The 25449-nt window shown below is 55.7% G+C and carries 26 protein-coding genes and 3 pseudogenes; 17 read left to right on the top strand and 12 right to left on the bottom strand.

Going from position 1 to position 25449, the window contains the following annotated elements; genetic code table 11:
* Positions 1 to 28 precede the first annotated feature (28 nt).
* The gene (locus tag ACCC96_RS01990) at positions 29 to 874 is read right to left on the bottom strand and encodes a dioxygenase (protein WP_413694851.1); all 846 of its coding nucleotides are present in this window, start codon (positions 872 to 874) and stop codon (positions 29 to 31) included.
* A 171-nt stretch (positions 875 to 1045) separates the two neighbouring features.
* On the opposite strand from ACCC96_RS01990, the gene ACCC96_RS01985 reads away from it, so the two are divergent.
* The 11 genes and pseudogenes from ACCC96_RS01985 to ACCC96_RS01935 all read left to right on the top strand — a co-directional run bounded on the left by ACCC96_RS01985 (position 1046) and on the right by ACCC96_RS01935 (position 13516).
* On the top strand, positions 1046 to 1960 hold the full coding sequence (locus ACCC96_RS01985; protein WP_014337560.1) for a LysR family transcriptional regulator: 915 nt from the start codon (positions 1046 to 1048) through the stop codon (positions 1958 to 1960).
* Positions 1961 to 2178: 218 nt separating this feature from the next.
* Positions 2179 to 3516: a carbohydrate porin gene (locus ACCC96_RS01980; protein WP_413694850.1), complete on the top strand. Its 1338-nt coding sequence runs from the start codon at positions 2179 to 2181 to the stop codon at positions 3514 to 3516.
* Between the two features lie 167 nt (positions 3517 to 3683).
* Entirely contained in the window at positions 3684 to 5117 is a 1434-nt protein-coding gene (locus ACCC96_RS01975) for a sugar porter family MFS transporter (protein WP_413694849.1), read from the top strand.
* Between the two features lie 78 nt (positions 5118 to 5195).
* Positions 5196 to 6092 carry an intradiol ring-cleavage dioxygenase gene (locus ACCC96_RS01970; RefSeq protein ID WP_413694848.1) on the top strand — a complete coding sequence of 299 codons (897 nt, stop codon included), beginning with the start codon at positions 5196 to 5198 and terminating at the stop codon, positions 6090 to 6092.
* Positions 6093 to 6147: 55 nt separating this feature from the next.
* A complete protein-coding gene (locus ACCC96_RS01965) occupies positions 6148 to 7020 on the top strand; it encodes a sugar phosphate isomerase/epimerase family protein (RefSeq protein ID WP_413694847.1) in 873 nt (290 codons plus the stop codon).
* Between the two features lie 68 nt (positions 7021 to 7088).
* A complete protein-coding gene (gene iolG, locus ACCC96_RS01960; RefSeq protein ID WP_413694846.1) occupies positions 7089 to 8084 on the top strand; it encodes an inositol 2-dehydrogenase in 996 nt (331 codons plus the stop codon).
* Positions 8085 to 8112: 28 nt separating this feature from the next.
* A pseudogene (locus tag ACCC96_RS01955) lies at positions 8113 to 9225 on the top strand (Gfo/Idh/MocA family protein); the annotation flags it as partial.
* Positions 9226 to 9345: 120 nt separating this feature from the next.
* Entirely contained in the window at positions 9346 to 10416 is a 1071-nt protein-coding gene (gene chvE / locus ACCC96_RS01950) for a multiple monosaccharide ABC transporter substrate-binding protein (RefSeq protein ID WP_413694845.1), read from the top strand.
* A 38-nt stretch (positions 10417 to 10454) separates the two neighbouring features.
* Complete coding sequence (gene mmsA / locus ACCC96_RS01945; RefSeq protein ID WP_413694844.1) at positions 10455 to 11990, top strand: multiple monosaccharide ABC transporter ATP-binding protein; 1536 nt, start codon at positions 10455 to 10457, stop codon at positions 11988 to 11990.
* Positions 11987 to 13177, top strand: coding sequence for a multiple monosaccharide ABC transporter permease (mmsB, locus tag ACCC96_RS01940; RefSeq protein WP_413694843.1), 1191 nt, complete (start codon positions 11987 to 11989; stop codon positions 13175 to 13177). Before mmsA ends, mmsB begins: the two co-directional genes overlap by 4 nt.
* A gap of 36 nt (positions 13178 to 13213) precedes the next feature.
* On the top strand, positions 13214 to 13516 hold the full coding sequence (locus ACCC96_RS01935) for a Dabb family protein (protein WP_413694842.1): 303 nt from the start codon (positions 13214 to 13216) through the stop codon (positions 13514 to 13516).
* A 156-nt stretch (positions 13517 to 13672) separates the two neighbouring features.
* Here the strand turns inward: ACCC96_RS01935 and ACCC96_RS01930 are convergent, their stop codons facing one another.
* Positions 13673 to 15079, bottom strand: a complete 1407-nt coding sequence (locus tag ACCC96_RS01930; protein ID WP_413694841.1) for a xanthine dehydrogenase family protein molybdopterin-binding subunit — start codon at positions 15077 to 15079, stop codon at positions 13673 to 13675.
* A 39-nt stretch (positions 15080 to 15118) separates the two neighbouring features.
* Between ACCC96_RS01930 and ACCC96_RS01925 the strand changes: the two are divergent.
* Positions 15119 to 15802 (top strand): annotated as a pseudogene (locus tag ACCC96_RS01925) (AraC family transcriptional regulator N-terminal domain-containing protein); the annotation flags it as partial.
* Positions 15803 to 15913: 111 nt separating this feature from the next.
* On the opposite strand, the pseudogene ACCC96_RS01920 reads toward ACCC96_RS01925, so the two are convergent.
* The 6 genes and pseudogenes from ACCC96_RS01920 to ACCC96_RS01895 all read right to left on the bottom strand — a co-directional run.
* Positions 15914 to 15991, bottom strand: a pseudogene (locus ACCC96_RS01920) (integrase); the annotation flags it as partial.
* A 351-nt stretch (positions 15992 to 16342) separates the two neighbouring features.
* Entirely contained in the window at positions 16343 to 17392 is a 1050-nt protein-coding gene (locus ACCC96_RS01915) for a tyrosine-type recombinase/integrase (RefSeq protein ID WP_413694840.1), read from the bottom strand.
* Position 17393: 1 nt separating this feature from the next.
* A complete protein-coding gene (locus ACCC96_RS01910) occupies positions 17394 to 17636 on the bottom strand; it encodes a DUF4224 domain-containing protein (protein WP_413694839.1) in 243 nt (80 codons plus the stop codon).
* A 566-nt stretch (positions 17637 to 18202) separates the two neighbouring features.
* Entirely contained in the window at positions 18203 to 18412 is a 210-nt protein-coding gene (locus tag ACCC96_RS01905) for a hypothetical protein (RefSeq protein ID WP_413694838.1), read from the bottom strand.
* Positions 18409 to 19356 (bottom strand): GAF domain-containing protein, encoded by a 948-nt coding sequence (locus ACCC96_RS01900; protein ID WP_413694837.1) that lies wholly within the window; start codon positions 19354 to 19356, stop codon positions 18409 to 18411. Before ACCC96_RS01900 ends, ACCC96_RS01905 begins: the two co-directional genes overlap by 4 nt.
* Before the next feature lie 65 nt (positions 19357 to 19421).
* Positions 19422 to 20318 carry a DNA cytosine methyltransferase gene (locus ACCC96_RS01895; RefSeq protein ID WP_413694836.1) on the bottom strand — a complete coding sequence of 299 codons (897 nt, stop codon included), beginning with the start codon at positions 20316 to 20318 and terminating at the stop codon, positions 19422 to 19424.
* Between the two features lie 81 nt (positions 20319 to 20399).
* Between ACCC96_RS01895 and ACCC96_RS01890 the strand changes: the two genes are divergently transcribed.
* A complete protein-coding gene (locus ACCC96_RS01890; protein WP_413694835.1) occupies positions 20400 to 20675 on the top strand; it encodes a hypothetical protein in 276 nt (91 codons plus the stop codon).
* Between the two features lie 81 nt (positions 20676 to 20756).
* Positions 20757 to 20942 (top strand): hypothetical protein, encoded by a 186-nt coding sequence (locus tag ACCC96_RS01885; RefSeq protein ID WP_413694834.1) that lies wholly within the window; start codon positions 20757 to 20759, stop codon positions 20940 to 20942.
* An 11-nt stretch (positions 20943 to 20953) separates the two neighbouring features.
* Here ACCC96_RS01885 and ACCC96_RS01880 read toward each other — a convergent pair whose 3' ends face one another.
* The gene (locus ACCC96_RS01880) at positions 20954 to 21358 is read right to left on the bottom strand and encodes a hypothetical protein (RefSeq protein ID WP_413694833.1); all 405 of its coding nucleotides are present in this window, start codon (positions 21356 to 21358) and stop codon (positions 20954 to 20956) included.
* A gap of 105 nt (positions 21359 to 21463) precedes the next feature.
* On the opposite strand from ACCC96_RS01880, the gene ACCC96_RS01875 reads away from it, so the two are divergent.
* Entirely contained in the window at positions 21464 to 22192 is a 729-nt protein-coding gene (locus tag ACCC96_RS01875; protein WP_413694832.1) for a hypothetical protein, read from the top strand.
* Here ACCC96_RS01875 and ACCC96_RS01870 read toward each other — a convergent pair.
* Both ACCC96_RS01870 and ACCC96_RS01865 read right to left on the bottom strand, forming a co-directional pair.
* Positions 22185 to 22529: a hypothetical protein gene (locus ACCC96_RS01870; protein ID WP_413694831.1), complete on the bottom strand. Its 345-nt coding sequence runs from the start codon at positions 22527 to 22529 to the stop codon at positions 22185 to 22187. The two genes, ACCC96_RS01875 and ACCC96_RS01870, sit on opposite strands and share 8 nt — an antisense overlap.
* A gap of 81 nt (positions 22530 to 22610) precedes the next feature.
* Positions 22611 to 22973, bottom strand: a complete 363-nt coding sequence (locus ACCC96_RS01865) for a hypothetical protein (RefSeq protein ID WP_413694830.1) — start codon at positions 22971 to 22973, stop codon at positions 22611 to 22613.
* Between the two features lie 316 nt (positions 22974 to 23289).
* Here ACCC96_RS01865 and ACCC96_RS01860 point away from each other — a divergent pair, with 316 nt between their 5' ends.
* Positions 23290 to 24225, top strand: a complete 936-nt coding sequence (locus ACCC96_RS01860; protein WP_413694829.1) for a hypothetical protein — start codon at positions 23290 to 23292, stop codon at positions 24223 to 24225.
* On the opposite strand, the gene ACCC96_RS01855 is transcribed toward ACCC96_RS01860, so the two are convergent.
* Complete coding sequence (locus ACCC96_RS01855; RefSeq protein ID WP_413694828.1) at positions 24203 to 24484, bottom strand: hypothetical protein; 282 nt, start codon at positions 24482 to 24484, stop codon at positions 24203 to 24205. The genes ACCC96_RS01860 and ACCC96_RS01855 overlap by 23 nt on opposite strands.
* Before the next feature lie 456 nt (positions 24485 to 24940).
* Here ACCC96_RS01855 and ACCC96_RS01850 point away from each other — a divergent pair, with 456 nt between their 5' ends.
* Entirely contained in the window at positions 24941 to 25246 is a 306-nt protein-coding gene (locus tag ACCC96_RS01850; RefSeq protein WP_413694827.1) for a DUF1654 domain-containing protein, read from the top strand.
* Positions 25247 to 25449: the final 203 nt, after the last annotated feature.

The raw sequence follows: 25449 nt of genomic DNA, 5'->3' as shown, positions 1-25449 counted from the left end.
CGATTGGAGCTGGCAAGGTGATGGACGACTACGCCTTCGCCAGGAAGAAATCGAATTCCAGGGTGTAAAACAGATCGCTACTGACCGTCCCGTCCGGTGTTTCGCCGGGAGGCTGTTGCGTCCAGTGGGTGATCAGTGAAGGACGCACGCCGAACACAGCGTCGGAATCAAGGTAGGGATCACCTTCGCGGAAAACCTGGGTGACTAACCGTTTGTAACCGGGGGCACTGATCACGAACTCCAGGTGCGCCGGGCGCCAGGCATGGCGATTGAGCGCGGTGAGCATCGTGCCGACAGGACCGTCATGGAGTACGCGGTGGCTTTGCGGTACGACGGTGGAAAAAAAGTACCGGCCGAGTGGGTCGGCTTGTAGTAAGGCGCGGTCGGTATCGTTCACCTCAGGATTCTCCAAGTCGTCACCTGACTGGCCGACCTGTATGGCCGCGCAGGGCACTGGATTGCCTTTGGCGTCACGAACGGTGCCACGCATGTAGCCTTTGGCTCCGTGGAGTCCGCCGCTGATGTCGGCGCCCAGGTCATACACCGTGGTGTTGTGAATCTGTGGCACGTCGAAGGCTGTCGCCTCAGTGCAACCCGACGGCTTCCTGTCATTCTGAGCCAGGACCAGAGTCGACAGACCCAACGTGTGTGACAGGAGCACAAACTCCTGGCGATCAGACGAGCAGGCTTTGCCCACTTGTTCGAGAAAATCAACGCCGCTTCGCCACTCTTCTTCTGTCAGTTTGATATCGCGAGCGAAGGCATGAAGATGTTGTACGAGGCTGGTCATTACCTCGCACAAGCGCGCATCAGCGGTGCTGCTATTACGCGCCAATACGGCTTGTGTAATGGTCGCTTCGTCCAGATTTCGCATCTTGACTCCTTGGTTTTCTAAGGCCCGAAGCACGCTTGCGATAGGCGAGATACGTCTTGGGCCGCTCTTTTCAGGTCATAGCGCTGCACGTTATAGTTCCGCACAGCGTTGAAAAAGTCCGTCTACGAAATTCTTTATTTCATATATGAAAAAATAAAAACGGAGCACTGAATGGACCGGCTGACCGAACTGGAACTTTTTGTAACGACGGCAGAAGTCGGTACCTTGACCAAGGCGGCGGAAATACTCGGGCTGTCGAATGCTGCTGCCAGCCGGCACTTGGTGGCATTGGAGCAACGCCTCAATGTCAGGTTGATTGACCGCAATACGCGGCGCTTGGCCCTGACTAACTCCGGTCATCAATTTTATGCGAGTTGCAAAAGCCTGCTCGGCGAGTTGAAGGAAGCCGAGGCTTCGCTCAGCGAATCGCTGGTGCAGCCGGTAGGCACCCTGACGATTACCTCTTCAATCTCGTTTTGCATGCTGCATATCGCGCCGCTGATCCCGGCGTTCCGCAAGAAATACCCGCACATCACGGTCAAAGTGCTGGGTGAAAACCGCTATTACGACATTATCGACAGCGAAATCGATTTGGCGATCAGGACCAAGGAATACGAGCCGGATTCCAACATCACCATTCGCCGACTCGCCGAAACGCGTCGGGTGCTGGCTGCTTCACCCGGCTACCTGCAGCGCAAGGGCACGCCGCAGACCATCGACGATCTGGCCAATCACGATCTGTTGATCTACAGCCACGCCAACCAGCCCCGGGTCATGCGCTTTACCAAAGGCGATGAAGAACGCGTGGTCAAGGTCGACCCTATCCTGGAAACCAACGACGGCCAGATTGTCCGCGCAGCGGCCTTGGCCCATGGCGGTATCCTGGTGCAACCGAAGTACATCATCAATGCCGACCTGGTGGCGGGGCGCCTGATCCCGGTGCTGGATGATTGGGACTTGCCGCGCCTGACCATCAACATGGCTTTTCAAAGCCGTCGCTACATGCCGACCAAGTTGCGTGTGTTCATCGATTTTCTGCTCGCGGACTTTGCCGAGCACGAATACGAACGCTACTGGACGCGTTAAAGCAGTTTCTCGCTGAACGGAATACACATTTATTTTTTTGATGGTATTCAATACGGCGAGTGCAAACTATGCTCCGTTCCGCTTGAACAGTTGAGCTTCTCTTGTTCAAAGAGAAGTTGTTCCTTCCGTTTGAATAGTGCTCAAAAACACGACAATAAAGGCGTCTGCGTTCGCCTGCGCGTTTAAAATAAATCTAATAATAAGGAAACGTTAAACCCATGAAAAACTTTGCCAAGTGCACGGTTGCGGTCAGCTTTTGCCTGCTGGTTCCCAATTTATCAAGTGCCGCCAATGAAGCCTTTTCCAGCGATTCGCGCTGGATGACCGGTGACTGGGATGGCGTACGCAGTGACTGGCTGGATCAGGGCGTTGATATCGAACTGGGTTACACCGGGGAAATGGCCGCCAATCTGCGCGGTGGTTATGACAAAGATCATACGGCGCGCTGGACCGAGCAATATGCATTGGGCTTCAAGGCCGACATGCAGAAAATCCTCGGTTGGGAAAATTCGCAGTTCCAGTTCACCGTCACCGAGCGTGACGGGCGCAACCTGACCAATGATCGCATCGCGGATCCGCGAGTCGGAGGCTACTCCTCTTCCCAGGAAGTTTATGGTCGCGGGCAGACCTGGCGCCTGACCCAGATGTGGCTCAGTAAAGGCTGGCTAGACGGGGCGCTGGACCTGAAATTTGGCCGCTTCGACGAAGGCTCGGACTTCAACAGTTTCCCATGCGACTTCCAGAGTACGCCGTTCTGTGGCGCTCAGGCGGCGAACTGGATTGGCGACATTTGGTACAACTGGCCTGTCAGCCAATGGGCCCTGCGCGCACGCTACCAATTCGCTTCCGAGTGGTATGCACAGATCGGGGTATTCGAGCAGAACCCCTCGTACCTGGAAACCGGCAACGGCTTCAAGCTCAGTGGCAGCGGAGCCAAAGGCGCGCTGATACCGGTTGAGCTGGTCTGGAGCCCCACGGTCAACGCACTGCCCGGAGAATATCGGCTGGGCTATTACAAGAGCACGGCCAACGCCGATGACGTACTGGAAGATCGCAATGGCAACCCCCAACCCGCGTCCGGCGATCAGTTCAAACAGCACTCCAGTCGTCACGGTTACTGGTTTGTCGCCCAGCAGCAATTGACCTCTCGCGACGGCGACAGCCAGCGCGGACTTTCGGTGTTCGCCAACTTCACTGCACACGATAAGGCCACCAGCCGGGTCGATCATTTCATTCAGGCAGGCATCGTTTACAAGGGACCGTTCGACGGCCGGCCAAAAGATGATTTGGGCGTGGGCATCGCGCAGGTCCACACCAACTCGGACTATCGCCAGCGTGCCCGCTTGCAGAATGAGCAGAACGGTATCGCCGATTACGAGGATCCGGCCTATCTGCCCCTGCAGTACAACGAGGTGAGCAGCGAGATCTATTACGGGGTCCACGTCACCAACTGGCTCACCGTACGGCCCAACCTGCAGTACGTGAAATACCCCGGTGGTGTGCGTGAAATCGACGCTGCAGTGATCACCGGTCTCAAGGTGCAAGCGAAGTTCTAGCCCGGCAATGCCCCGCCACGATCAATGGACCACGAACCGTGGCGGGGCTGCCTGCAGTTTTCCACTCAGCGGAAAACACATTTGCCATAGAGGCATTTTTTTTCCGTTTCAATGGCAGTAGTCTCAATTCCACTGAGCGTACAAATAATTTCAATAAGGTTGACCTCATGTCCAACAATCAAAATGCCTCCCGTGCTTCGTCAAAGATTCTTTGGCGTATCGCAGCCATCACCACCATGGGGTCGCTGGGATTTGGTTACGACACCGGAGTGATCTCCGGAGCGCTGCCGTTCATGACGCTTGATGTCAGTCAAGGTGGCCTTGGCCTGACGCCCATGACGGAAGGGCTGGTGGCTTCCTCGCTGATATTTGGTGGCGCTTTCGGCGCACTGTTCGCGGGTCAATTATCCGACCGCTATGGCCGCCTCGGTGTGCTCAAGGCCCTGGCCATTTTGTTTGCACTGGGGGCGCTGGGCACGGCTGTGGCGCCGGATATCTGGACCATGGTCATCACCCGTTTCATTCTGGGTATCGCCGTTGGCGGTGCGTCATCGACCGTTCCGGTGCTGATCGCCGAGTTGGCGGCCCCCAAACATCGCGGCCGGCTGGTGTGTCAGAGCGAGTTGATGATCGTCTCTGGACAGTGTCTGGCCTACATCACCAGCGCCGGCCTGGCGCACCTGTTCGAGAGTCCATTCATCTGGCGCTACATGCTCGCCATTGCGCTGATCCCGGCGGTGCTGCTGTACATCGGAATGCATTTTGTACCGACCTCGCCCCGCTGGCTGGTCAGCAAAGGTCGTATCGCAGAAGCCAAGACGACCTTGGCCGGCATCCGTGACACACAGCGCGAGGCGGACCGCGAGCTGAATGAAATCATTGCCCAGTGCAACGTCGAACGGCACCACAGCGGCGTGCTCGGCAAGCTCAACGAACCCTGGTTGCTCAAGCTGCTGGCCATCGGTATCGGCCTCGGTTTCGTTATCCAGTTCACCGGCGTCAATGCGTTCATGTACTACACGCCGATGATTCTCAAAGAGACGGGAATGGGCACTAATGCCGCATTGATCGCCACCATTGGTAATGGCGTGGTGTCGGTGATCGCCACCTTGATCGGCATGTGGGTGATCAACCGCATGGGCCGTCGCTCGATGCTGCTGCTGGGGCTGACCGTCGTGGTGCTGGCGCAAATCTTCCTAGGTGTCGTGCTCAACTTCATGCCGCATTCGCTGCTGCAAAGTTACCTGGCGCTGTCCGGCGTGTTGGTGTTCCTGTTCTTCATGCAGATGTGCATCGGCCCGGTGTATTGGCTGTTGATGTCAGAGCTGTTTCCGACCCATGCCCGGGGTTTGATGAATGGCATTTCAGTGAGCGTATTCTGGATTTTCAACGCCATCGTCGCCTTCGTTTTCCCGGTGCTGTTGAGCGTGATGGGCGGCATGACCTTCTTCCTGTTCGCGGTGGTGAACATCGGCTCGATCATCTTCTGCACCTTGTGGTTGCCAGAGACCAAGGGCCTGACCCTGGAAGAGATCGAACAGCAGATGAGGCAACGCTTCAGCGGGCGTAAATGGCGGGCCGTCGACGCCAGTGCGTATTGAGAACGGTCAATGCGCAGGCCCTCGCCCCAACCTTAAAGCCGGCCGGCCTTCAAGAATAATGATCAAGGATCTCGAATCATGACTACTCACCTGGATACCGACATGGCCATTGGCGGCCTTTTCGAAGAAGAAAACTCCGCCGAGATCGTCAATGCCCGAATCTCTGCCGACGCCAACCCGCGCCTGGCAGAAGTGATGGCGGTACTGACCCGGCATCTGCATGCGGCCATCAAGGAAATCGAGCCAACCCACGAAGAGTGGTTCAAGGCCATCGAGTTCCTGACCCAGACCGGGCAAATGTGCACCGACTGGCGCCAGGAATACATTCTGCTGTCGGACGTTCTGGGCGTAACCATGTTGGTTGATGCGATAAACCATCGGCGGCCCATGGGCGCGACGCCCAATACTATTCTCGGTCCGTTCTATGTGGCCAATGCGCCGCACTACGAGAACGGCGCGAACATCTGCCTGGACGGCAAGGGCGAACCGACGCTTGTCAGCGGACGGGTTCTGGATACGGCCGGCCGGCCGATTGCCGGCGCGACCCTGGATGTCTGGCAGACCAACGACGATGGCTTCTACGACGTGCAGCAGAAAGGTGTGCAGCCGGACTACAACCTGCGCGGGCTGTTTACCAGCGATGCCGATGGCTACTACGCATTGCGCACGGTCAAACCGCGCCATTACCCAATACCTGCCGATGGTCCCGTAGGCAAGTTACTGGGTGATCTGGGTCGACACCCGAACCGCGCAGCGCATCTGCATTTCATCGTTACCGCCAAAGGTTACGACCAGGTCATCACGCATATCTTCACGCCCGACTGCCAGTACTTGCACGAGGACACCGTGTTTGGTGTGAAGAAAGAATTGATCGCCGAGTTCACGACTCAAAGCGATCCGGCAGTAGCCGAACGTTACGACTTGCCCGTGCCGTTCCTGGCGGTCAATTGGGACTTCGTCCTGACCCCGGCCTGATTAAACGACAACTGCTAGCGACCGTCCTCAAACCACTCACTCAAAAGTGATCGTCATGCCAAATAACAATATTGAACTGCTTGCCGCCTATTGGACCCTCGCTGGCGATACGTACCCCGGCGCACCCAGCGAGATCAGTCCGTTTTCCTTGCAGGACCGTGCACAAGCCGCCTCGAAAGCCGGCTGGAAAGGCATGGGCCTGGTGCACGCCGACCTTGTGCACAACGTCGCCAAGCTAGGTATCTCTACGGTGCGCAACATCCTCCAGGACAATGGAATCAAGCACCTGGAAGTCGAGTTCTTGACTGACTGGCACCTGGATGGGGAACGCCGCACGGCTTCGGACAAGATCCGCGACGAACTACTGGAAGTCGCCGGCGAACTCGGTGCGCGTAGCCTCAAAGTCGCCGCCGGCTTGTTCGAAGATGGGCCGCCCGACGTACCACGCATGCGTGAAACATTTGCCCTGTTATGCGATCGGGCTCAACCCTTCGGCGTCAATGTGGTGATCGAGTTCCTGCCGTTTTCCAGCGTGCGCACTATCGATCTCGCCATAGCGGTGGCCGAGGGCGTACGCCCCAACGGCGGCTTGTTGGTCGACACCTGGCACGTTGCGCGGGGAGGTATGAGCTTCGACGAAATCGCCAAGATTCCACTGGAGCTGATCAAGTCCATCGAGTTGGATGACGCCAACCACGCTATCGTCGAAACGTTGTTCAACGACTCGACGCACTACCGTAAATGCTGCGGCGAAGGCCAACTCGACGTGCCGGACTTTATTCAGCAAGTGGTCAATGTCGGCTACAACGGGCCTTGGGGTGTCGAACTGATCTCCGCTGAGCTGCGCAAGCTGCCCCTGGAAGTGGCGGCAAAGAGAGCCTTCGACACCACCCTCGCGCAATTCGAAGGTATCCAGTTCCCGAGTTGATGCGCCCAGGCACGCTGACGTTTTGCCCGTCTTCAACATCGAACAATAACGCTTCAAGGAGATAACAAATGGTAGGTATCGCAGTTCTCGGCGCCGGTCGTATCGGCAAGATCCACGCAGCCAACGTCGCTGCCAGCAAGTTTGCCAAGCTCGTCGTGGTCGCGGACCCGTTCGGCGATGCCGCGCAGAGTCTGGCCGACGCCTACGGCACCGAAGCCATGCTTGACTGCGAGGCGGCCATCGATCGCGACGATGTCCAGGCTATCGTTATCGGCACCCCGACTCACACTCATATCAGCCTGATGCTGCGCGCCGTGCGCCAGGGCAAAGCGGTGCTGTGCGAGAAACCGATCGACCTGGACATGGCCAAGAGTCTGGCCGCGGTAGAGGAAGTGGAGCGCCTTAATGGGCGGGTCATGCTGGCGTTTAACCGCCGCTTCGAGTCCACGTTCGCCGAAATGCGTGCGGCCATCGATGCCGGCGATATCGGCGAAGTGCGCCAGGTGATCATCAGCAGCCGCGATCCTGGGCTGGCGCCTGAAGACTACATCCAGCATTCGGGCGGTATCTTCCGCGACATGACCATCCACGATCTGGACATCGGTCGCTGGTTGCTGGGCGAGGAGCCGGTCGAACTGACTGCCATCGGCAGCCGCCTGATCGATCCGCAGATGATGGAAAAGTACGACGACTACGACACCGCCATGGTGCAGATGCAAACGGCGTCGGGCAAACAGTGCCATATCAACAACTGCCGCCAGGCGGTCTACGGCTACGACCAGCGCATCGAAGTGTTCGGCTCCAAGGGCATGTTGCAGATGGATAACCTGCGTCCGACGACAATCCGTCGCTGGAACCAGGACGTCACCGATGCGCGCGAACCGTTGCTGAACTTCTTCCTTGAGCGTTATCAGCAAGCCTACAAAACCGAACTCGATGCCTATATCGAAGCGCTGGTGAAGGGCACTCCGATGCCGACCACCGTGCAGGATGGCCTCAAGGCCCTGCAGCTGGCCGATGCCGCGGTCGAATCGGTCAAGACCGGGCGGGCGGTCAGGCTCTGAAGCTTGAACGGTCGTTGGCTATCTCGGACAAGAACACCTGGAGAACATCATGTCTTACAAGCTTGAGAGTGGCGCCACTATTGGTGTGGCCTGCCTGGGGATTACCCACCCACACACGTCGGGTCGCGTCAAAGCCTTCAAGCGCATACCCGGCGTGCAGTTTCTTGGCGCCTATGACGACAGCCCCTTGCTAGCACCGTTCTGCGATGCGCTGGATTTGCAGGCGCGCAGCAAGGAAGAAATCCTCGCCGACCCGAACGTGCATGTGGTGCTCGTGCACCCTAAGAGCTATCTGATGGCCGACTGGGCCATTGAAGCGTTGGAGGCCGGCAAGGCGGTGCTCTGCGAAAAACCGGCGGGCCGCGGCACCATTGACACCACCCGCATCGTTGACGCGGTCGAGCGCACCGGCGGGTTGTTCCAGGTTGGCTACTGCTGGCGCTACGCGCCGTCGGTGGAAAAAATGCAGCAGGTTCTGCAAAGCGGTGAAATCGGCAAGGTGCTGCAGGTTCGCGCGCACGCTGGTTGTTCCCACGACGAGGCCGACACCAACCACATGAAGCAACCGGGTGACCGTGGTGGTGCCTTTTATGTGATCGGCTGCCACACCATCGACCGTTTGCTGCTGCACTTCGGCATGCCCAAATCGGTCAATGCGCGGATTACCAAGTTCGCCGGGCAGATGAGCGATTCGGCGCGCGAGGACGCCGTGGGCGCGGTGCTCAACTACGACGATAAGTTGATCACCATCGATTTCATGTCCTGGGACCCGATGCCCTGGACCGAGAGTTGGGACATTACTGCCTACGGTACTCACGGGGTGATGCATTCCACGCCGATGCCTGCGTCGTACAAGCTTTACCACGATGGCAAGAACGGCCATCAGCAAGGCTGGACGCACTGGAACGAGAACAGCTTTCCGGAGATCTGGGCGGTGCGTAAAACCGTCTATTCCCCGGAAATCGCCGAGATCGGTAACCCGGTGTATTTCGACCGTGAAGCCGCTGCCTTCGTCCAGTCATTGCGCACTGGCAGCCCTTCGACGGTGCCGGCCAGCCAGGCGCATAACATCAACGTGATACTCGAAGCGCTGTTCGAGTCCGCTGAGTTGAATGGCCAGGAAGTCATCCTGGCTCAATAGCGACATGTAGTTCTGTAGGCGAAAGCCCCGTAGGCGAAATACCCCCGCCGGCTCTGTAAACAGAGCCGGAAGGGAAGTTGCATCCCCGAGAAATGCCAACAACAAAAAGAAGAGGACACCATGCACAAGATCATCAAGGTTGCCGCGGCAGTATTGTTGGGCCTGGCCGTCAGTGCCTGCTCGAAGAATGAAACCAGCACCAAGGGCACCATTGGCATTGCCATGCCCTCGAAAACCGAAGCGCGATGGGTTTCAGACGGAAGCAGCATCGTCGATTCGTTGAAGAAACTCGGTTACGACACCGACTTGCAATATGCCCAGTACGAAGCGCCGACCCAGCTGTCGCAAATCGAAAACATGATGGTCAAGGGCATCAAGGGCCTGATTGTCGCGCCGATCGATGGCACGACCATGGCCGATGTGCTCAAACAGGCCAAGGAAAAAGGCATCAAGGTCATTTCCTATGATCGCCTGATCCGCAACACCAAAGACTTCGACTACTACGTCACCTTCGACAACTACCGCACCGGGGTGCTGCAGGGACAGTCCATCGTCGACAAGCTGCAGCTCAAACAGGGCAAGGGCCCGTTCAACCTGGAAATCTTCGCCGGCTCCACAGACGACAACAATGCCCATGTGGTGTACGCGGGGGTGATGTCGCAACTCAAGCCCTTCATCGACAGCGGCAAGCTGGTCATTCGCAGCGGCCAGCAGGACTTGGACAAAGTGGCCACGCCCAACTGGGACGGTGCCCAGGCCCAGGCGCGCATGGATAACCTGCTCAGCGCCTTCTACGGCACCGCCCACCTGGACGCGGTACTGGCCATGAACGATCAGATTGCCAATGGCGTGGTGTCTTCATTGCGGGGTGTGGGCTATGGCTCGGGCAAGCAAGCAATGCCGATCGTGACCGGCCAGGATGCCGAGATTTCCAGCATCAAGTCGATCATTCGCGGCGACCAGACCTCCACCATTTTCAAGGACACCCGCGCCCTCGCCGAAGCCGCCGCGCAGATGATGGACGCGACCTTGAGTGGCAAGACCGTGGTGGTCAACGACTCCACGTCCTACGACAACGGCTCGATGATCGTGCCGACCCAGTTGCTGACCCCACAACTGGTCGATGGCAACAACTGGCAGAAAGTCCTCGTCGATGACACCAAGTTCTACACGCCTGAGCAGTTGCGCTAAGGCAATCAGTGATCGGTGCGTGCTGGCAGGAGAGAAAAATGACAAAAACAATTCTCGATATGCGTGATATCCAGAAATGCTTCGGCCCGGTGAAGGCACTTAGTCGGGTCAACCTCAAGGTCGGCGATGGCGAAATCCATGCGATCTGCGGTGAGAATGGCGCTGGAAAATCGACCCTGATGAAGATCCTCAGCGGCGTTTATCCGCATGGCAGCTTCACCGGCGAAATCGTCTTCGATGGCGCGCCGCGAACGTTTCAGGGTTTGCGCGACAGTGAGGCGCTGGGCATCTGCATCATTCACCAGGAATTGGCCCTGGTGCCCATGCTGTCGATCACCGAGAACCTGTTCCTCGGTAACGAGATCGCGCGTCATGGCGTGATCGACTGGGATCAAGCGCACCAGCGAGCCCGCGAGTTACTCGCCCGAGTCGGCCTCGATGCGCGGCCGCAGACCCTGGTGGCCAATCTTGGCATTGGCCAGCAGCAGATGGTGGAAATCGCCAAGGCGCTGGCCAAGGACGTGCGCCTGCTGATTCTCGATGAGCCGACCGCGAGCCTCAACGAAAAGGACAGCGACACCTTGCTCAAGCTGATGCTTGAGCTCAAAGGGCGTGGCATCACCTCAATCATCATCTCGCACAAGCTCAATGAAATTGGGCGGGTGGCGGACGAGATCACGGTGATCCGTGACGGCAGTACCGTCGATGTCATCGACTGTCGTGTCGAGCCTATCGATGAAGGCCGGGTGATCCGCTCAATGGTCGGGCGCGAACTCTCGGACCGTTATCCGAAGCGCGTTCCTGACATTGGAGAAAAGCTGTTCGAGGTTGAAGGCTGGTCGGTCGGCGACCCGGAGCACTCTGGACGTGACCGCATCCGCAACATCAATTTTCACGTGCGTCGGGGCGAAGTGGTGGGCATTGCCGGGTTGATGGGCGCAGGCCGTACCGAATTCGCCATGAGCGTATTTGGCCGCTCCTATGGCTCGAACATCCGTGGCAAGGCGCGTCTGGAAGGGCGTGAAGTCGATCTGGGCACCGTGCGAAAGGCCATCGATCACGGTTTGGCCTACGCCACCGAAGACCGCAAGGGCGCCGGCCTGGTATTGGGCGAGAGCATCACGCGCAACACCAGCATGGCCAACCTGGCCGCTGTGTCCAAACGCTGGGTGATGAACGAACTGGCCGAGACCGCGGTGGCGGTCGATTTCCAGACGCGTCTGCGCATTCGTAGCCCGGACGTTTTGCAGTCGGTGGACAAGCTCTCGGGGGGTAACCAGCAGAAGGTCGTGCTGGGTAAATGGCTGTTTTCCGACCCCAAGGTTTTGATCCTGGACGAGCCCACTCGCGGCATCGATGTCGGGGCCAAGTACGAGATTTACGCGGTGGTCAATCAGGTCGTCAGCGAGGGCAGGGGCGTCGTCATGATCTCCTCGGAAATGCCTGAGCTGCTGGGTACCTGTGACCGAATCTATGTGATGAATGAAGGGCGCTTTGTCGGCGAGTTTCCGATCGCAGAGGCATCGCAGGAAAAAATCATGCACGCAATCATGAAAAATGAGGTGATCCAGTGAGCGAAGTCAGCGTACCTCTCACATCCAAACCAACGGCGCTCACGTCATTCAAGCGCGGAGCGCGCGAATACGGTCTTCTGGCATCGTTGATCGTCATCATGGTGTTCTTCCAGGTGGCCACCGGCGGGGCGCTGATGCAGCCGCTCAACCTGACCAACCTGTTGTTGCAGAACAGCTACATCGTGGTCATGGCACTGGGCATGCTGATGGTGATCGTCTGTGGCCACATCGATCTCTCGGTCGGTTCGGTGGTCGGCGTGATTGGCGCGCTTGCCGCCGTGCTGATGGTCCAGTATCGATTGGACTTCTTCACCGTAACGGTCATCTGCCTGGCGGCGGGTGCGCTGATTGGTGCGGCGCAAGGGTACTGGGTGGCGGTGTGGGGCATGCCGTCTTTCATTGTCACCCTGGCTGGCATGCTGATCTTTCGCGGCGCCACCATCGCGATTTCCCAGGGACAGTCGATCGGGCCGTTTCCGCCAGCCTTTTCGGCAATCAGTTCGGGCTTCATCCCGGACGTCTTTGCCAACGAAAACCTGCGCATTACCTCGTTGCTGCTGGGGATCGCCGTCGCAGCAGCGTTCTGGGTGGTCGAGTATCGCAGTCGCAAACGCACCCTCAAGAGCGGCGGCAATGTCGCCCCCATGACCCTGTTCGCGCTGAAGAATGGTCTGGTCGCGGCGCTGATCGTTTACTTCTGCTACCTGCTCTCGACCTACCGCGGCATCCCCACGGTGCTGGTGATCATGAGCGTGTTGATCGGTGTGTACACCTTCATCATGAACCGTACCGTGATCGGACGCTGGATCTACGCAGTGGGTGGCAATCTCAAGGCCGCCAAGCTGTCGGGGATCAACACCTCGCGGGTGACCTTCTTCGCCTTCGTCAACATGGGCGTGCTGGCGGCGGTAGCCGGGCTGATTTTCGTCGCTCGCCTTAACAGCGCGACACCTCGGGGCGGCACCGGGTTCGAACTGGATGTGATTGCTGCGGTGTTCATCGGTGGCGCCTCAGCGTCCGGAGGGGTTGGCAAGGTGGTCGGCGTGGTGATTGGCGCTTTCATCATGGGTGTGCTGAACAACGGCATGTCGATCATGGGAATTGGTATCGATTACCAGCAGATGATCAAAGGCGCTGTGTTACTGGCGGCGGTATTTGTGGACGTATATCAGAAGAGCAAAGGTTGATATGGCAGGCATGACCGGCACCGCAGGGAGGCAACAATGATCAAGCACATTGTTATGTGGAAACTTGGAGGTGAAACGCCCGAGGAGCACAGACAAGCCTGCCTGTTCCTCAAGGAGCGTTTCGAAGGGCTTACCGGACTGATACCCGGACTTCTGAAAATCGAGGTCGGCGTGGATTTCAGCCGCATCGACTATGCGTGCGATGTGGTGCTCTACAGTGAGTTCGATTCGCAAGAAGCCTTGGATGCCTACGCTTCCCATCCCGAGCATCTGCGGGTGAAAGGTGAATTGGGGAGTTCACGCATCGCGCGGCATCAGGTCGATTACGAGTCGTCGTAATATTTGGAGGTAATGTGGCTGTGATGGTTGTTAGCCGAGAGGATCACGAGTCCGTATGTCTGGACTCGTTGATCCCGGTCCTATTGCCAAAGGCCCTCCCAAGTGGATGGGCCTCTGGCTGATTAAGGTTCTTGACCGTCAGTCCCCCCGGCTCTGTCACGTCAGCCTGAAGGGCAGCTCACGCACCGACTTACCCGTGAGGCGGGCGACCGCGTTTGCAAAGGCTGGGGCCAACGGTGGCAGGCCGGGTTCACCCATCCCTGTGGGTGGTTCGGCGCTTGGCACGACATGAATGGAAAACTCCGGCGTATCGGTAATGCGCGGAACGCTGAAGTCACCAAAATTACTCTGTTGCACGACGCCGTCTTTCAAGGTGATGGCGCCGCCCGGCAGACACATTGACAGCCCCATAAGGGCGGCACCTTGTACTTGGGCTTCAACGCTGCGCGGGTTGACCACCAGGTTGCAGTGGATGCCAGCGGTTACATGGTGCAGTACCGGGCGGCCGCCCTGCACCGAGGCTTCCACAACGTATGCGACTACCGAACTGAATGACTCATGTACCGCAACGCCCCAGGCTCGACCAGCAGGCAGCTCGCGTTTGCCGTACTCGCTCTTGTCCACCGCCAGTTGCAATGCAGCTCGATGGCGCGGACTTTGATCGGCAAAAAGTTTCATCCTGTAGGCCACTGGATCTTGTTTGGTTGTTCGGGCGATCTCATCGATCACCGTCTCCATCACGAAGGCTGTGTGGGTGGAGCCCACACTGCGCCACCACAACACCGGTACGTTGAGTTTTGGGTGATGCACCGTCAGGCGCATCGGCAGAGGATAGGGATCGCGCATACCTTCCGTTGCCGTGGGGTCGATGCCGTTTTTCACCCGCCCCCCGAACATGGTGCCACTGATGATGGACTGTCCTACCACCACGTGTTCCCAGGCCAGCACCTTGCCGGTTTCGTCAAAACCGATACGAGCATGGTGCAGGTGCATGGGGCGGTAATAGCCGCCTTTGATATCGTCCTCGCGGCTCCATAGGGTGCGCACCGGTACATCCAAGCCGGCCATTCGCGCGGCCTTGGCCACCTCGCATGCCAGCACCACTATGTCGCTGGTGGCTATGCCACGCCGGCCAAAGCCACCGCCAGCGGTCTGCACATTAATTTGAATCTGCTCGGGCTTGAGGTTCAGTACACGTGCGGCCGCGGCGCTGTCGGCTCCGGCAAACTGGGTGCCCACCCAAAGTTCGCAGCGTTCTTCGGACAGTTTGACTGTGCAGTTCAACGGTTCCATTGGCGCATGGGCCAGATAAGGAAACACGAACTCGGCTTCCAATTGATGTGGTGCTGTTTCCAATGGCGTCATGTCCACCTCGAAGAGCCGTGGACCAGGACGACCCGCCAGCTCTCGGTAGTCGGCCAACTGCTTGTCGCTATCAACCTTTTCGACAGTCGTCGTATCCCATTGCAGCTTCAGCGCATCACGCCCTTGTTTGGCTTGCCAGTAACCGTCAGCGACGACGGTTACGCCTTCAGCCCCCCCATCAAGCGGTACACGCAGCACAGCTCTCACACCTTTAATGGCACGTGCAGCACTGTCTTCTACGCGCCCGGTCAGTCCATGGTTACCAGCGTTGACCTACCGGTCATTTCACATGTGACCCAAGCGAGCGTCGCACAACCGTTTCTGGGCATGATGCTGACGTTCGACAGCGCCACAGTGATACAGCTCGCCGAGCGCATGCGGTTGTCACAGCGCATGAAGGATGAAGGGTTCCGGCCAATCACCGTACAGGCGCTGGACGCCGCGGTGCTTGATGCGCTGGAGCGTTTGGTCGGACTACTCAGCGAGCCTGAACTGCTTGAAACACTCGCGCCGCTGATCAAGGAAGAGATCATAGCTCGCCTGTTAAGCGGCGCTCATGGTTCGCAGTTGCTACATGTCGTCGCCGCGGGCTCACCGAGCCAACACATCGCCAAGACGCTTGCCTGGCTGAAACTTAACTTTCGCCATGCGCTACGCATGGACGACTTGGCGGCGAATGCACACATGAGTCCGTCTACCTTTCGCCAGCATTTCCGCACCGTAACAGGCATGAGTCCGCTGCAGTATCAGAAACAATTGCGGCTGCAAGCGGCTCGACAGTTGATGCTAAGTCAGAATGTTGATGCGAGCAGTGCGGGAGGGTTGGTGGGGTATGAGAGCTCGTCGCAGTTCAGTCGCGAATACAGCCGTCTGTTCGGAGAGCCGCCGCAGAGGGACATAAAACGAATTCGCTTGCAGTAAATAAGTTACAGCTGCGAATGGCGATCTTTCGCCGACCCTGAGGGCCATGCGGTCGAGTGCCCAGTCAGTTGCCAGTATCAGTTCCCGCAGGATTGCGGAAATGAGCTAAAAGGCCAGTACATGGTTCTGACAGCGATCGATGACGTCCAGGCTGACGCAGGCTTGCATCTTGGTCGCGCTCAGTATTCTGCTTGGCTCGAAAAATATTTTAAAAACAGTTGGTTATGAAATATTTTGTCTTTTCCGTTCCACGTAGAACTACCGAAAGCCAAGGGCCAAGGTATGGGCTGGGAGGTTTTTTTACAGAAACAAGAAACGACAAAGCCCTGAATAATCAGGGCTTTGTCGTATAAAGATGGCGGAGGCGATGGGATTCGAACTCATGGACCTGTTACAGTCGACGGTTTTCAAGACCGATGTTCAAAGCCGCTAAAACCGTGGCCTGTAGCTCTTTTTCGTTACAGTACTTTGGTTTTTTGGCTCCTCTGCAGGCCGCATTCTATAAGGGGCCAATTTTGAGTTTTGTAACGGGTTTTCGGGCTATTTTGACGGCTTGGCAATGGCGCCGATGCGACGGTAAACGCGCTCCGTGATGTCGCCCTTGGTGTGACCCAGGAGCAAGCTGGCATCGCCGATGTCGAGGATTTCTGACGCAGCTTTTGGCCTGATGTCACGGAACTGAAAGCTGCCGATTTTTTCGGCCAGTTGAACGTCGCCTTTCTCATCGGCCTCTTTCTTGGCCTTTTCCCTGGCTTTGTCCCACCGGTCGCGGAGCATCTTCGCGGTCATGCGCTTGCCGCGCGCACTCACAATCAGATAACTGCAAATGTGGTGAGCATTGCGCTCGGCCATTTTTGCGATCAGCAGGCCTAGGCTGTTTGCCTTGCCATCGGCCGTCATTTGAATTCGAAGCTTCTTGTGCGTCTTGTTCTGCTGCACCCCCAAATATTCCCCTTCGATATCATCCTTCCGCATGACCAGGACATCCGCCGGCCGCTGCCCGGTCAGGTAAGCCAGGTCCATCGCGTCTTTCAGCTCTTGAGCTGCCTTCTTGTAAACAGCATCCCAAACCACATTATTCGCGTAATAGTCTCTGGGCGTTTCCTTGTTTTTACGCACGCCCTGGCAGGGATTTTCCCTCGTCGTGAGTCCCCATTCTCGTGCAATGTTGAAAACGTGGGAGAGGGTGGCGATCTCGCGATTCGCCCGCACCTTTGCTGTCCGTGCATCCCGGTATCCAGCGATCGTGGCTGGAGTAATCGAGTCGATGGGGGCGCTGTCGAACATCGGCCGGAGCTGCTTGATCTCCGCCAGGTTGTCTTTTTGGGTGCGCGGCGCTTTTTGGGAGACGATGTCGCGGATGTACCGGTCAAAGATGCCCTTCATCGTGCGCAGATCGAGCGGCTTTTCCTTGGCCTCGAGCTCTGCCCATTTGATCCTGGCCAGGTCCAGGTCTTTGCCCAGTGGAATCGCCTTGCCGGTCAGGTCCAGATAGTAATAGGCAATCCAGTCCTTTCCGCTTTTCCGTTTCCGCGTCCACTGATACATCCGGGGCGGCAAGTTGCGTGTTTCGGCCTTGCGGGGTCGCATATCAGTTCACTCGTGAGAAGTCGGGCACCCATGCCGGAGTCGCCGGGGGAGGGTTTGGGTCGGCGATGGTCGGGGAGATCACCCCTAACTTCATTCGGGCGTACATGCGGCCAACCAGAGGGCGTTTGCCGCGGCTTTCGACGAACACCCAATGACGATCAATCAGCCAGCGCCGCTGGTAGGCCCGCGCCTTGTAGCCGGTGAGATCTGCCAATTCTTCGTCCGAGAGAATTTCTGTTTCCATGTTGATGCTCCATGCCGCGGGTGGCGGAAGAGGGTGGTTATTGGGTTAAGCCACTTTGAGCGGCGTCTTGGCGGCGACACATGAGTACCTGCAAGCGGTAGGCGTGGAATCGGCGGCCGTCCTGTGAGGTGATTTCCGGTGCCAGGTAGGACAGGTCTTCCGGCAGGTTGGTAGGTGGAAGAGAGGGGTTAGGCTTTTGTGTTTGAAGCCAGCTCGCAATCGGCAGCCAGTTTCAGAAGGTTGCGGGTGGTTGGCTTGAAGCTCCCAGTGTCCGGGTACCCTTCAGACTCTTTTTCTTCAGGCATGACTTCGTCCTTGCCGCTATAGCGGCTGACTTTGAAGGGGGAGAATCTAGATAGTGTTGATGATGAGCTTGGCGGGCCGGGAGGCTAGGCTGTCGCCCGCAGCTGCTACTGTCGCGGCGGGATTGCCCAGGGGCGGTGGGAACCGCGGACAGATGCTGAGCAATGGAAAGAAACGGCCCAAGCGCAGTTGCTACTCTTTATGAGTGATCTATAAAAAACCGGAGATATTATCTCCGGTTTTCTTTATATTCGGTGTGATGATCAGTCTTCGCTATATATTTCTTTTTTGAAGTAGTTGCTGCTTTTTTTAAGTTCAGTGTCGACCCAGCTCTCGAGGTAGGCATCATTTTTTTTATGACTCTCTACCAAGCAATTTTCGAAGCTCATACTCACTGAAATAACACCCTCTGCTCGTTTTGGCGCTGACGCTACTGGCACAATGGCAATTTTTACGTCTTTTAATTTGCTCATTTTGCGGCTCCTGTCCAATCTGCTACATTTCTTTCAATGTAAATCGATAATAGCTTGGCAATGGTGAGTGTAAAAAATCTGTCTCGTTCCCAATCAAATTGCCCTACGCTACTACTGGTGAATACTAGCACGCCTAGGGGTTTTCCACCATTATTGTTTCCAAATGAGTCCGTAATAGGTATGGATAAGAATGACCTATATTTTGCTTTATCTGATTCATCATTGGTTGAGGAGTTGGCTAATTCCGTACTCATGAAAATGTCATGACAAATTTTTGCTTCTTGCTGCACGAACGCCAAGCCCACGTGGCCCAACCCAGGCTTCCATCTCCTGTTCGATGTTGACATTCGATCGTCATGCCTCCTCCAGATAATAAACAAATCATCATCTTTTTTGTCATATATATAGAGTGCCATGTTATATAGGCTGCCTCCGGTATATCCAAACAGTTGCACTCGATGCTTAAGAAGATGCGATAAAACGGCCTCTAGACCCTTTTCCCAATCCTCCCACCTTTGCGCAACGGGATAATCTTTGTCTTTCATGTTGATTTCCCTTATTCGGGATTCTAACTCTAATGTCATTAAGTATATGACGATTTGTTGCGCTGTGGAGCAAGCGAATATTTCTTGCGCTTTAGGGATCACATCTTGTTTTAATGTGTCGAGTTCATGAATCATGTTGTCAATTTCAACTGAGTTGCTCTGCCGTGATCCCGATTTGTAGAGTATCAAGGCGAGTACAATGTGAATTGCAATTGCTATGACTGCAAATGCTGTCTCGCTGCCCGTGAAATTATTATTTGCTGAAAATAGCTTGCTTATGAATAGGCCGATCAAAACCGGCGAAATCAAGGTCATCCATGTGTTTGCAAATAATATTGAAACTGAGGTGATGTTTGCTTCTGTGGTTTTGTTTTTTAGGTTTAACTGTCTTAGGTCCATCTGTCAGGTTCCAAAATTATCTGTAATCTATATGCTGGATTTGGAAGCCAGCGTCAATCGCACCCTCATTTCATTAGCGCTTTCTGGATGCCCATCCCGACCCAGCGGACAACCGGCACCGCCTTAGAATTCCCGATCGCCTTGTAGCGCGGGCCGTCCGGGCATTCGCTGGCAGGCTTGCCTCGCCAACGTATAAGCGTGAAGTCATCAGGAAATCCTTGGCATCGCTCCCATTCCGTCACGCTTGTTCGGCGAATACCTTTTGCTTCTTCCAGCACATATGCCTCTCGGTCATCGAGAGCACCAGCCCCTTTTGCCGTGAGAGTAGGATGAAGTGCTGACTTCTCTTCCCGTCGCGGCGGGCTATCCCGGCGAGTGCCTTCTCGCTCAAAAAGTACCTCGGTGGGATCGAATCCATTTCTAGCACTTGCGACAACGAACACACGACGGCGTCGTTGGGCCAAGCCGAAATATTGGGCGTCCAGGATCCGCCACGCGATTGTTCTTTTGGGTCCATACACACAACCAGCGTCTGGCCATTTCTTCCCTGAAGGCTGCAATTCACAGTCTTCCCCAGCAAGCGCGCCAAGAAAGCATCCGAAGGCGTTCCCTTTGTCACTGAGGACACCGGGGACGTTTTCCCAAACGACAACGGAGGCGGGCTCACCTCGGCTGGCGCGAACATAGTCAGTTGCATCTGCAAGCTCCACGTATTTGATTGTGAGGGCGCCGCGCGGGTCGGTGAGGCCCTGGCGCATGCCGGCGACACTGAAGGCCTGGCACGGGGTGCCGCCGACGAGGATGTCCGGCGCGGGGATCTTGCCGACCAGCACTTGGGCGCCGAGTTTGGTCATGTCGCCGAGGTTCGGCGTGTTGGGGTAATGGTGGGCCAGCACCGCGCTGGGGAAGGGCTCGATCTCGGCGAACCAGGCGGCGCGCATACCCAGCGGATGCCAGGCCATGGTCGCTGCTTCAATTCCGCTGCAAACGCTTCCGTATGAGATCATGGTCATCCCTTTTGGTTAAATCAGTTGAGAGTAAACATGTCGATGCTTGCCTATCTGGACCCCACTAAATTGAGCTGCGCATTTGCGTTTTTTTCTGCCATCGCCTGGACCAGGTCGGCAACGGTGCGGGTGCCTTACAGCCTTAGGGATTCCAATGGAAAGCTCATGCAGGCGCCAAGCACGGGGATTGATAAAAAAGGTAGGTTCAACCTTCAGGACACTACATATAAACAAGCGTATTGGAACCGTTTGGCTGCTGGCTTCGGGGCAGTGGCTGCGATGTGTCAAGCCATAAAGGAGTTTCCCCTTTGACTGAACCGTCCTCGCCGGCTGGCGTGATTCTTTGAAGTGGGCTATTGGTTTATGTTCGATGCAGCCTGACGGGAGACTGACATGAGATTGCAAAGCGATATCGATGCACTCGCGGCGATCGAGGAAGACGCCCGAGCGATGCTGAAGCGAATAGGAATTCCCGACGACAAGCAGAAACTGGAGGTCGTTATTTGCTTGCGGCAGATAATTGAGCTTGCTACCTATAGGCAGGCGATTGACCTATTTACAGACCATTCAGCGCAATAGGTGAGGTTGGGTCAGGCGCGCCTGGCTTTGAAGTAGCACATGGCCTTCGAGCTATAGCAGTTGTCTTGTAGGTCTTCGTAAGCCTTGTACTTGGCTTGGCTGCGCGTAACTGCCCAGACTGTTTTCACCCAGTGGCGGGCGTCACCGATGTAATGCTCAACATCGAACCAATCGACCCATGGAGGGATGACTTTCCACTCCTTGAGCGGCAGAGTCTCAGCCATTTCGCCGTACTGCATTTCGTGGGTTGGGTGGTAGTTCCGGATACGCTTCTTCGGGTCGTCGTCCAGAACTACGCCGATGTAGTGGCCGCGATCAGCGAGGATGACACCGGGTTTTCCGTAGGCGATGACACGGCGGCCGACTTCGGCGGGCACCTGATAGTGCTGCCGGACGTATGCGCAGTTGTGGCTCATGGCTTTCTCCATTCAGGCGCCGCTCTCCGTAGCAGATGGTGGCAATTTGATGTGGTATGGTGTGTGGTTTAGAAACCTGTGGATTGAAGCGATTGAGGCTTTGCGATGGATAAAATTCTTTTAACGGCTTTTCTTACAGCTCTTGCCGGCTTAATTACTGCAGTACTAAGCATTGTTAAGTTGGTTAACGACAAGGAAAGTAAGATAACCGAGTTCCGGCAAATGTGGACTGAGTCCGCTAGAGTAGCTATGGCGGATTTGATTGCAAAGATAAACACTCATGTTATTGCTGTGGTTAATTATAGGAATATGGAGAATAATTTACATACAGAGCTAAATAGGCTGCATAAATCTGATAGTGATCAGGAAAAGGAAGTTTTAAGGGGGGTTGTTGATTTCAATTCCGAGATGTTGAAAAAAGCTTTCGATATTTCTATCAGATTACTAGAGGAAGTCAATCTTGCTCACGCCAATGTACGCTTACATTTTAAACCGGAGGATCCTGAGTTTGTTAGGATAGAGCATAAAATAGACTTTTATTTTTCGAAACTTGATGAGATTCGCCGTGAGAATGACTCTAGTAAATGGAGTGTTTTGAGAGAACAGGTTCATAGCGCGACGAATGAAATAACAACATCTTCAAGGACGCTTCTAAAAAGCGAATGGGAAAAAATTAAGCTCGGCGAGCCTGCTTATAGAAATACAAGAAAGTGGTCGGTATGGGCCTGCGCAGGCATGTTGGTAGTCCTGGTTATAATCGGCATTCATGCAGTGATTTCAAATAAAATCCCTGCTATAGGAGAGCCCCGGCAAACAGAGGTTCAAACTAAATAGTTATGGTGTCGCCGCCTGGTTTGATGACCTCATCACCTGGATCCTGCTGAATCATCAACATGCTCTTCCGTTGAAATTCCAGCGACACGATTTGCGATACCTTGATTTCGTGTCGCGGAATTTCCAGTAGCGGGAGCGCGCCGCCCGGGCCAAGGCCATGCAGGTGGTGAATCATGAGCGTAATGGCCTCACCCTGTTCCTCGATGCCGCTCCAAGCCATTAGCTCAGCCAGCGCTTGGCGGGTGCCGGATAGGCAGTGCAGCCGAATTTCCTCTTCGCCGCGGCTCTTCTTCTTCGCCGCGGACTTCGCTGATCGTTCCGCGTTGCTCTTGGCCATGGCCAGCCTCTTCAATTCCGTGGGCCGGTACATCCAGCCATGTCTGTCGTCGGCGCTGGCGCACCTGGTTGCTGATGCGCCTCAATGACCCGATCCGTAGTAGGCGAACACGATTAGCATCAGAGCCGCGCCGGCAGTCCAGCGCAGAAGCGTGCGGGAAAACTTCTTCATCGACTTGCAGCGCGCGGCGAAGAAGTCGGCGTTGTCCTCGAGCTGTTGGGCGAGCTGGCAAGCGCTGTCGTGGCCGAACCGTTCGCCCTTTGCCGTGCCGGTGGAGCGCTCGATCACTTCGAATGTGTTGCTGCCCCGGGGTATGACGTTGAAGCGTGGAGCGCGGACGGGCTCATCTCGGCCAATTCGCTGGTACATCTCCGCGGTGGCCAGCGAAGTTCTAAGCCGCAACCCATGGAGAATTGCTTGGCTTTGTCTGATGGTTTGGTTCATGGCGAATCCTCGATGTGGGGTGCGTGTATTCGTAAGCACTCTTTCCGCCTGCTGGTTGCCGTTGGGCGCAGGGGAGAGTGCTGGCGGATAAATGCGGGTAAAAAGAAAGGCCCGTTGGACGTTCGGGCCTTTCACAGATGCAGTGATCTTGAGTCTGCTCGGTTTACATGGCTGCCAATCCTCCGTGTTACTTGGTCTGAAATGCAGAGGGCCGCGTTGCGCGGTGCGGACGCGACTGCATTCGTGTGTGCCAGTAGTGGCTGTTTGATATAGGATTGCCTGTCATTCGATTGGCCTGCATAGGAGATGCACAGCAATGGCTGTCAGTGTGAAGACCGTTGAAGAGCTTCGAGATCGCCCTCTTTACCGTGAGTCACTGAACTTCAGTGACGGCTCACGAGAGCTTCTGGATATCCTTGGTGAATACACTTTCCCAGAAACGAAAATGATTCCGTGCGGGATACAGGGATGCAGGACATCGCATATGAGGGGTTTCCTAGTTGTTACCACAGATGGTTTAGAAACTAACATTGGAAATGTTTGTGGAAAAAAACATCTTGGCGTCAATTTCCAAGAGAAACGGACAGCATTCCGCCAGAAGCAAAGCGAAATCAGAAATGTTGAGCAGATATTTGAAGTGAAACAACTGCTTGCAACTCTACAACCTTCGCTGGACGATCTTGAAATGCGCTCCGGTAGGGTTGCTAGGCTTAAAATTTTTCTGAACAAAGCCCACCCACAACTGGCTCGTCTGATATTGGGTAGAGCAAAGCTAGCTCAGTTCAAATTGTTCAAGACTGTTTTGATGGATGAGTCAGAAGCTCTGCGTCAGTACTCCCATGAAGTTGAGCCTGATAGCAAAGGGAATCTGGAACCCTTCGAACATTGGTTTGCTCGGCGCCGCCCGACGAAATCGGCAGCGGCAGGTGTTTTAGTCGGGCTCAGCTTCTGGAAGTACGATCTTCACCAACTGCTTCGGCAAGACATCCTGAACACAGTGAACGAGCTCAGTAGCCTGAACGATGTCGATATTGCTCAATTGGCATCGTCAGTGCTCCGCCGATACGCGAAGTGGGCCCAGACGTTGGAGTCGCGGATTCATGAAGCGTCCTTGGTCGTCTTGGAGGGCGAGAGTTTTTTTAGCAGCGATAATATTGAGGCCCTGCGGCTGCTTGAACCTGAGTTAGATCGCACCTCTAGACGCGAAGTCAAAGAAGCCCTAGATGAGCTCAAGGCAGCTTCGTCTCAGTAATCGTTTTTAGTGAAAGCTCAATAAATGCCCGGTCGTTTAGGGCATTTAGAAGCTCTTCTTCAGATGGTAGTTCATGCCACAACTCTGCCAATCCATCTGGCAAAACACTCCCCATGGCCGAGATGAATTCATCACCAGACCAAGTAGCCAGGTAATAACCATCACATGAGTTGTAAATCAAGATCGTCTGATTGATTGGCGGCTTGATCCAAGCTGTTCGCTTAAAGAAAAAGCTAGTGTCACCCAACACATTTTTCATTTCGTAAACCTCATGTTGTCATCCCAAAGCACCCTCGCGAGAAGGTGCTTCAGTGATGCTGTCCGTCCAATTACCGCCGGAAGGGGCGGGGCGCATTGCATACCGGGTCATTCACACGGTCAGGGCTTGTAAGGGCGTTTCACCATCGAGCAGCCGTCCAGGTTGTTCCTGTCGTTGGCAGGCTTTCGGGCCTGTCTGCTCGCCGGTCGCCGGTAGAGGCAATGCGGTCTGTTGTTTGTTGCGCAGACTGTTAAAGAGCGGCGGGCCAGTGAAGGTCCTTCGCATCGGCTGTGTGTCGCTGCGATGGGCCAACTATCACGTATCGTGTTTTTTTAGTCAACACGAATTGTGATTTATTTTGGAATGGCTAATACGCCCGGTTGCGCTTACGTTTTCAGAAGAGCTGGGCTATGATTATGTGATAGCTGGATGGATGTACAGTAGATGGAGAATGGTATGGCAATACCGAAGCAGCAGTCGAAACCGGTAGAACAACAAGAGATCAGTGGGGTAGAGCGGCTTGGTCTGCGCATCTCTTCGATGATCAATCACCCCGTTGCGCAGATTCAGCGTTGGGTGACGATCCATCGCCTGGACACGGATGGTGATCGAGAGTGGGAGGAAGTGATGGAACTGTTATCCGAGACGGACGGCATTGACATGACATTCAGCGACGACGGGGCGGTGACGCTTCGGTGGGAGATGAGTCTCGAGGAAGAACGGCCGGTGGAGTTAGTAAATGCTGAGCCGGCGCCTTTCTGATAGGCAAAAAAAGCCCGCTCAGTAGCGCGGGCTTTTTTAAGTGCGATGTCTTGTCAACGATTTGACGATGTGGACTGCACGTAACTGGGTTGCTGGCTGTAGAACGACTGATTCTTGATAATGTTTGAGTAGCATTCAGGCTTGGTGGATCCAGCCGGGCTTCCTGCTACTGCTGGTTGAGAAGAACCTCCCTGATTTGCGTA

Origin of the sequence: Pseudomonas sp. Pseusp11 (genome assembly GCF_047304405.1) — a bacterium.
GTDB lineage: Bacteria > Pseudomonadota > Gammaproteobacteria > Pseudomonadales > Pseudomonadaceae > Aquipseudomonas.
Note: the sequence above shows the minus strand (reverse complement) of the source record. Positions and strands in the feature narration are given on the sequence as shown.

Coding starts and splice junctions, on each gene's coding strand:
- ACCC96_RS01890 (WP_413694835.1), top strand. CDS start 20,400: ATGTCGATGCTTGCCTATCTGGACCCCACTAAATTGAGCTGCGCATTT.
- ACCC96_RS01985 (WP_014337560.1), top strand. CDS start 1,046: ATGGACCGGCTGACCGAACTGGAACTTTTTGTAACGACGGCAGAAGTC.
- iolG (WP_413694846.1), top strand. CDS start 7,089: ATGGTAGGTATCGCAGTTCTCGGCGCCGGTCGTATCGGCAAGATCCAC.
- ACCC96_RS01870 (WP_413694831.1), bottom strand. CDS start 22,529: ATGGCCAAGAGCAACGCGGAACGATCAGCGAAGTCCGCGGCGAAGAAG.
- ACCC96_RS01880 (WP_413694833.1), bottom strand. CDS start 21,358: ATGAGCCACAACTGCGCATACGTCCGGCAGCACTATCAGGTGCCCGCC.
- ACCC96_RS01865 (WP_413694830.1), bottom strand. CDS start 22,973: ATGAACCAAACCATCAGACAAAGCCAAGCAATTCTCCATGGGTTGCGG.
- ACCC96_RS01980 (WP_413694850.1), top strand. CDS start 2,179: ATGAAAAACTTTGCCAAGTGCACGGTTGCGGTCAGCTTTTGCCTGCTG.
- ACCC96_RS01965 (WP_413694847.1), top strand. CDS start 6,148: ATGCCAAATAACAATATTGAACTGCTTGCCGCCTATTGGACCCTCGCT.
- ACCC96_RS01860 (WP_413694829.1), top strand. CDS start 23,290: ATGGCTGTCAGTGTGAAGACCGTTGAAGAGCTTCGAGATCGCCCTCTT.
- ACCC96_RS01900 (WP_413694837.1), bottom strand. CDS start 19,356: ATGGACCTAAGACAGTTAAACCTAAAAAACAAAACCACAGAAGCAAAC.
- ACCC96_RS01935 (WP_413694842.1), top strand. CDS start 13,214: ATGATCAAGCACATTGTTATGTGGAAACTTGGAGGTGAAACGCCCGAG.
- ACCC96_RS01975 (WP_413694849.1), top strand. CDS start 3,684: ATGTCCAACAATCAAAATGCCTCCCGTGCTTCGTCAAAGATTCTTTGG.
- ACCC96_RS01970 (WP_413694848.1), top strand. CDS start 5,196: ATGACTACTCACCTGGATACCGACATGGCCATTGGCGGCCTTTTCGAA.
- ACCC96_RS01895 (WP_413694836.1), bottom strand. CDS start 20,318: ATGGCCTGGCATCCGCTGGGTATGCGCGCCGCCTGGTTCGCCGAGATC.
- ACCC96_RS01855 (WP_413694828.1), bottom strand. CDS start 24,484: ATGAAAAATGTGTTGGGTGACACTAGCTTTTTCTTTAAGCGAACAGCT.
- ACCC96_RS01875 (WP_413694832.1), top strand. CDS start 21,464: ATGGATAAAATTCTTTTAACGGCTTTTCTTACAGCTCTTGCCGGCTTA.
- ACCC96_RS01990 (WP_413694851.1), bottom strand. CDS start 874: ATGCGAAATCTGGACGAAGCGACCATTACACAAGCCGTATTGGCGCGT.
- ACCC96_RS01915 (WP_413694840.1), bottom strand. CDS start 17,392: ATGCGACCCCGCAAGGCCGAAACACGCAACTTGCCGCCCCGGATGTAT.
- ACCC96_RS01910 (WP_413694839.1), bottom strand. CDS start 17,636: ATGGAAACAGAAATTCTCTCGGACGAAGAATTGGCAGATCTCACCGGC.
- chvE (WP_413694845.1), top strand. CDS start 9,346: ATGCACAAGATCATCAAGGTTGCCGCGGCAGTATTGTTGGGCCTGGCC.
- ACCC96_RS01885 (WP_413694834.1), top strand. CDS start 20,757: ATGAGATTGCAAAGCGATATCGATGCACTCGCGGCGATCGAGGAAGAC.
- ACCC96_RS01905 (WP_413694838.1), bottom strand. CDS start 18,412: ATGAGCAAATTAAAAGACGTAAAAATTGCCATTGTGCCAGTAGCGTCA.
- ACCC96_RS01850 (WP_413694827.1), top strand. CDS start 24,941: ATGGCAATACCGAAGCAGCAGTCGAAACCGGTAGAACAACAAGAGATC.
- mmsA (WP_413694844.1), top strand. CDS start 10,455: ATGACAAAAACAATTCTCGATATGCGTGATATCCAGAAATGCTTCGGC.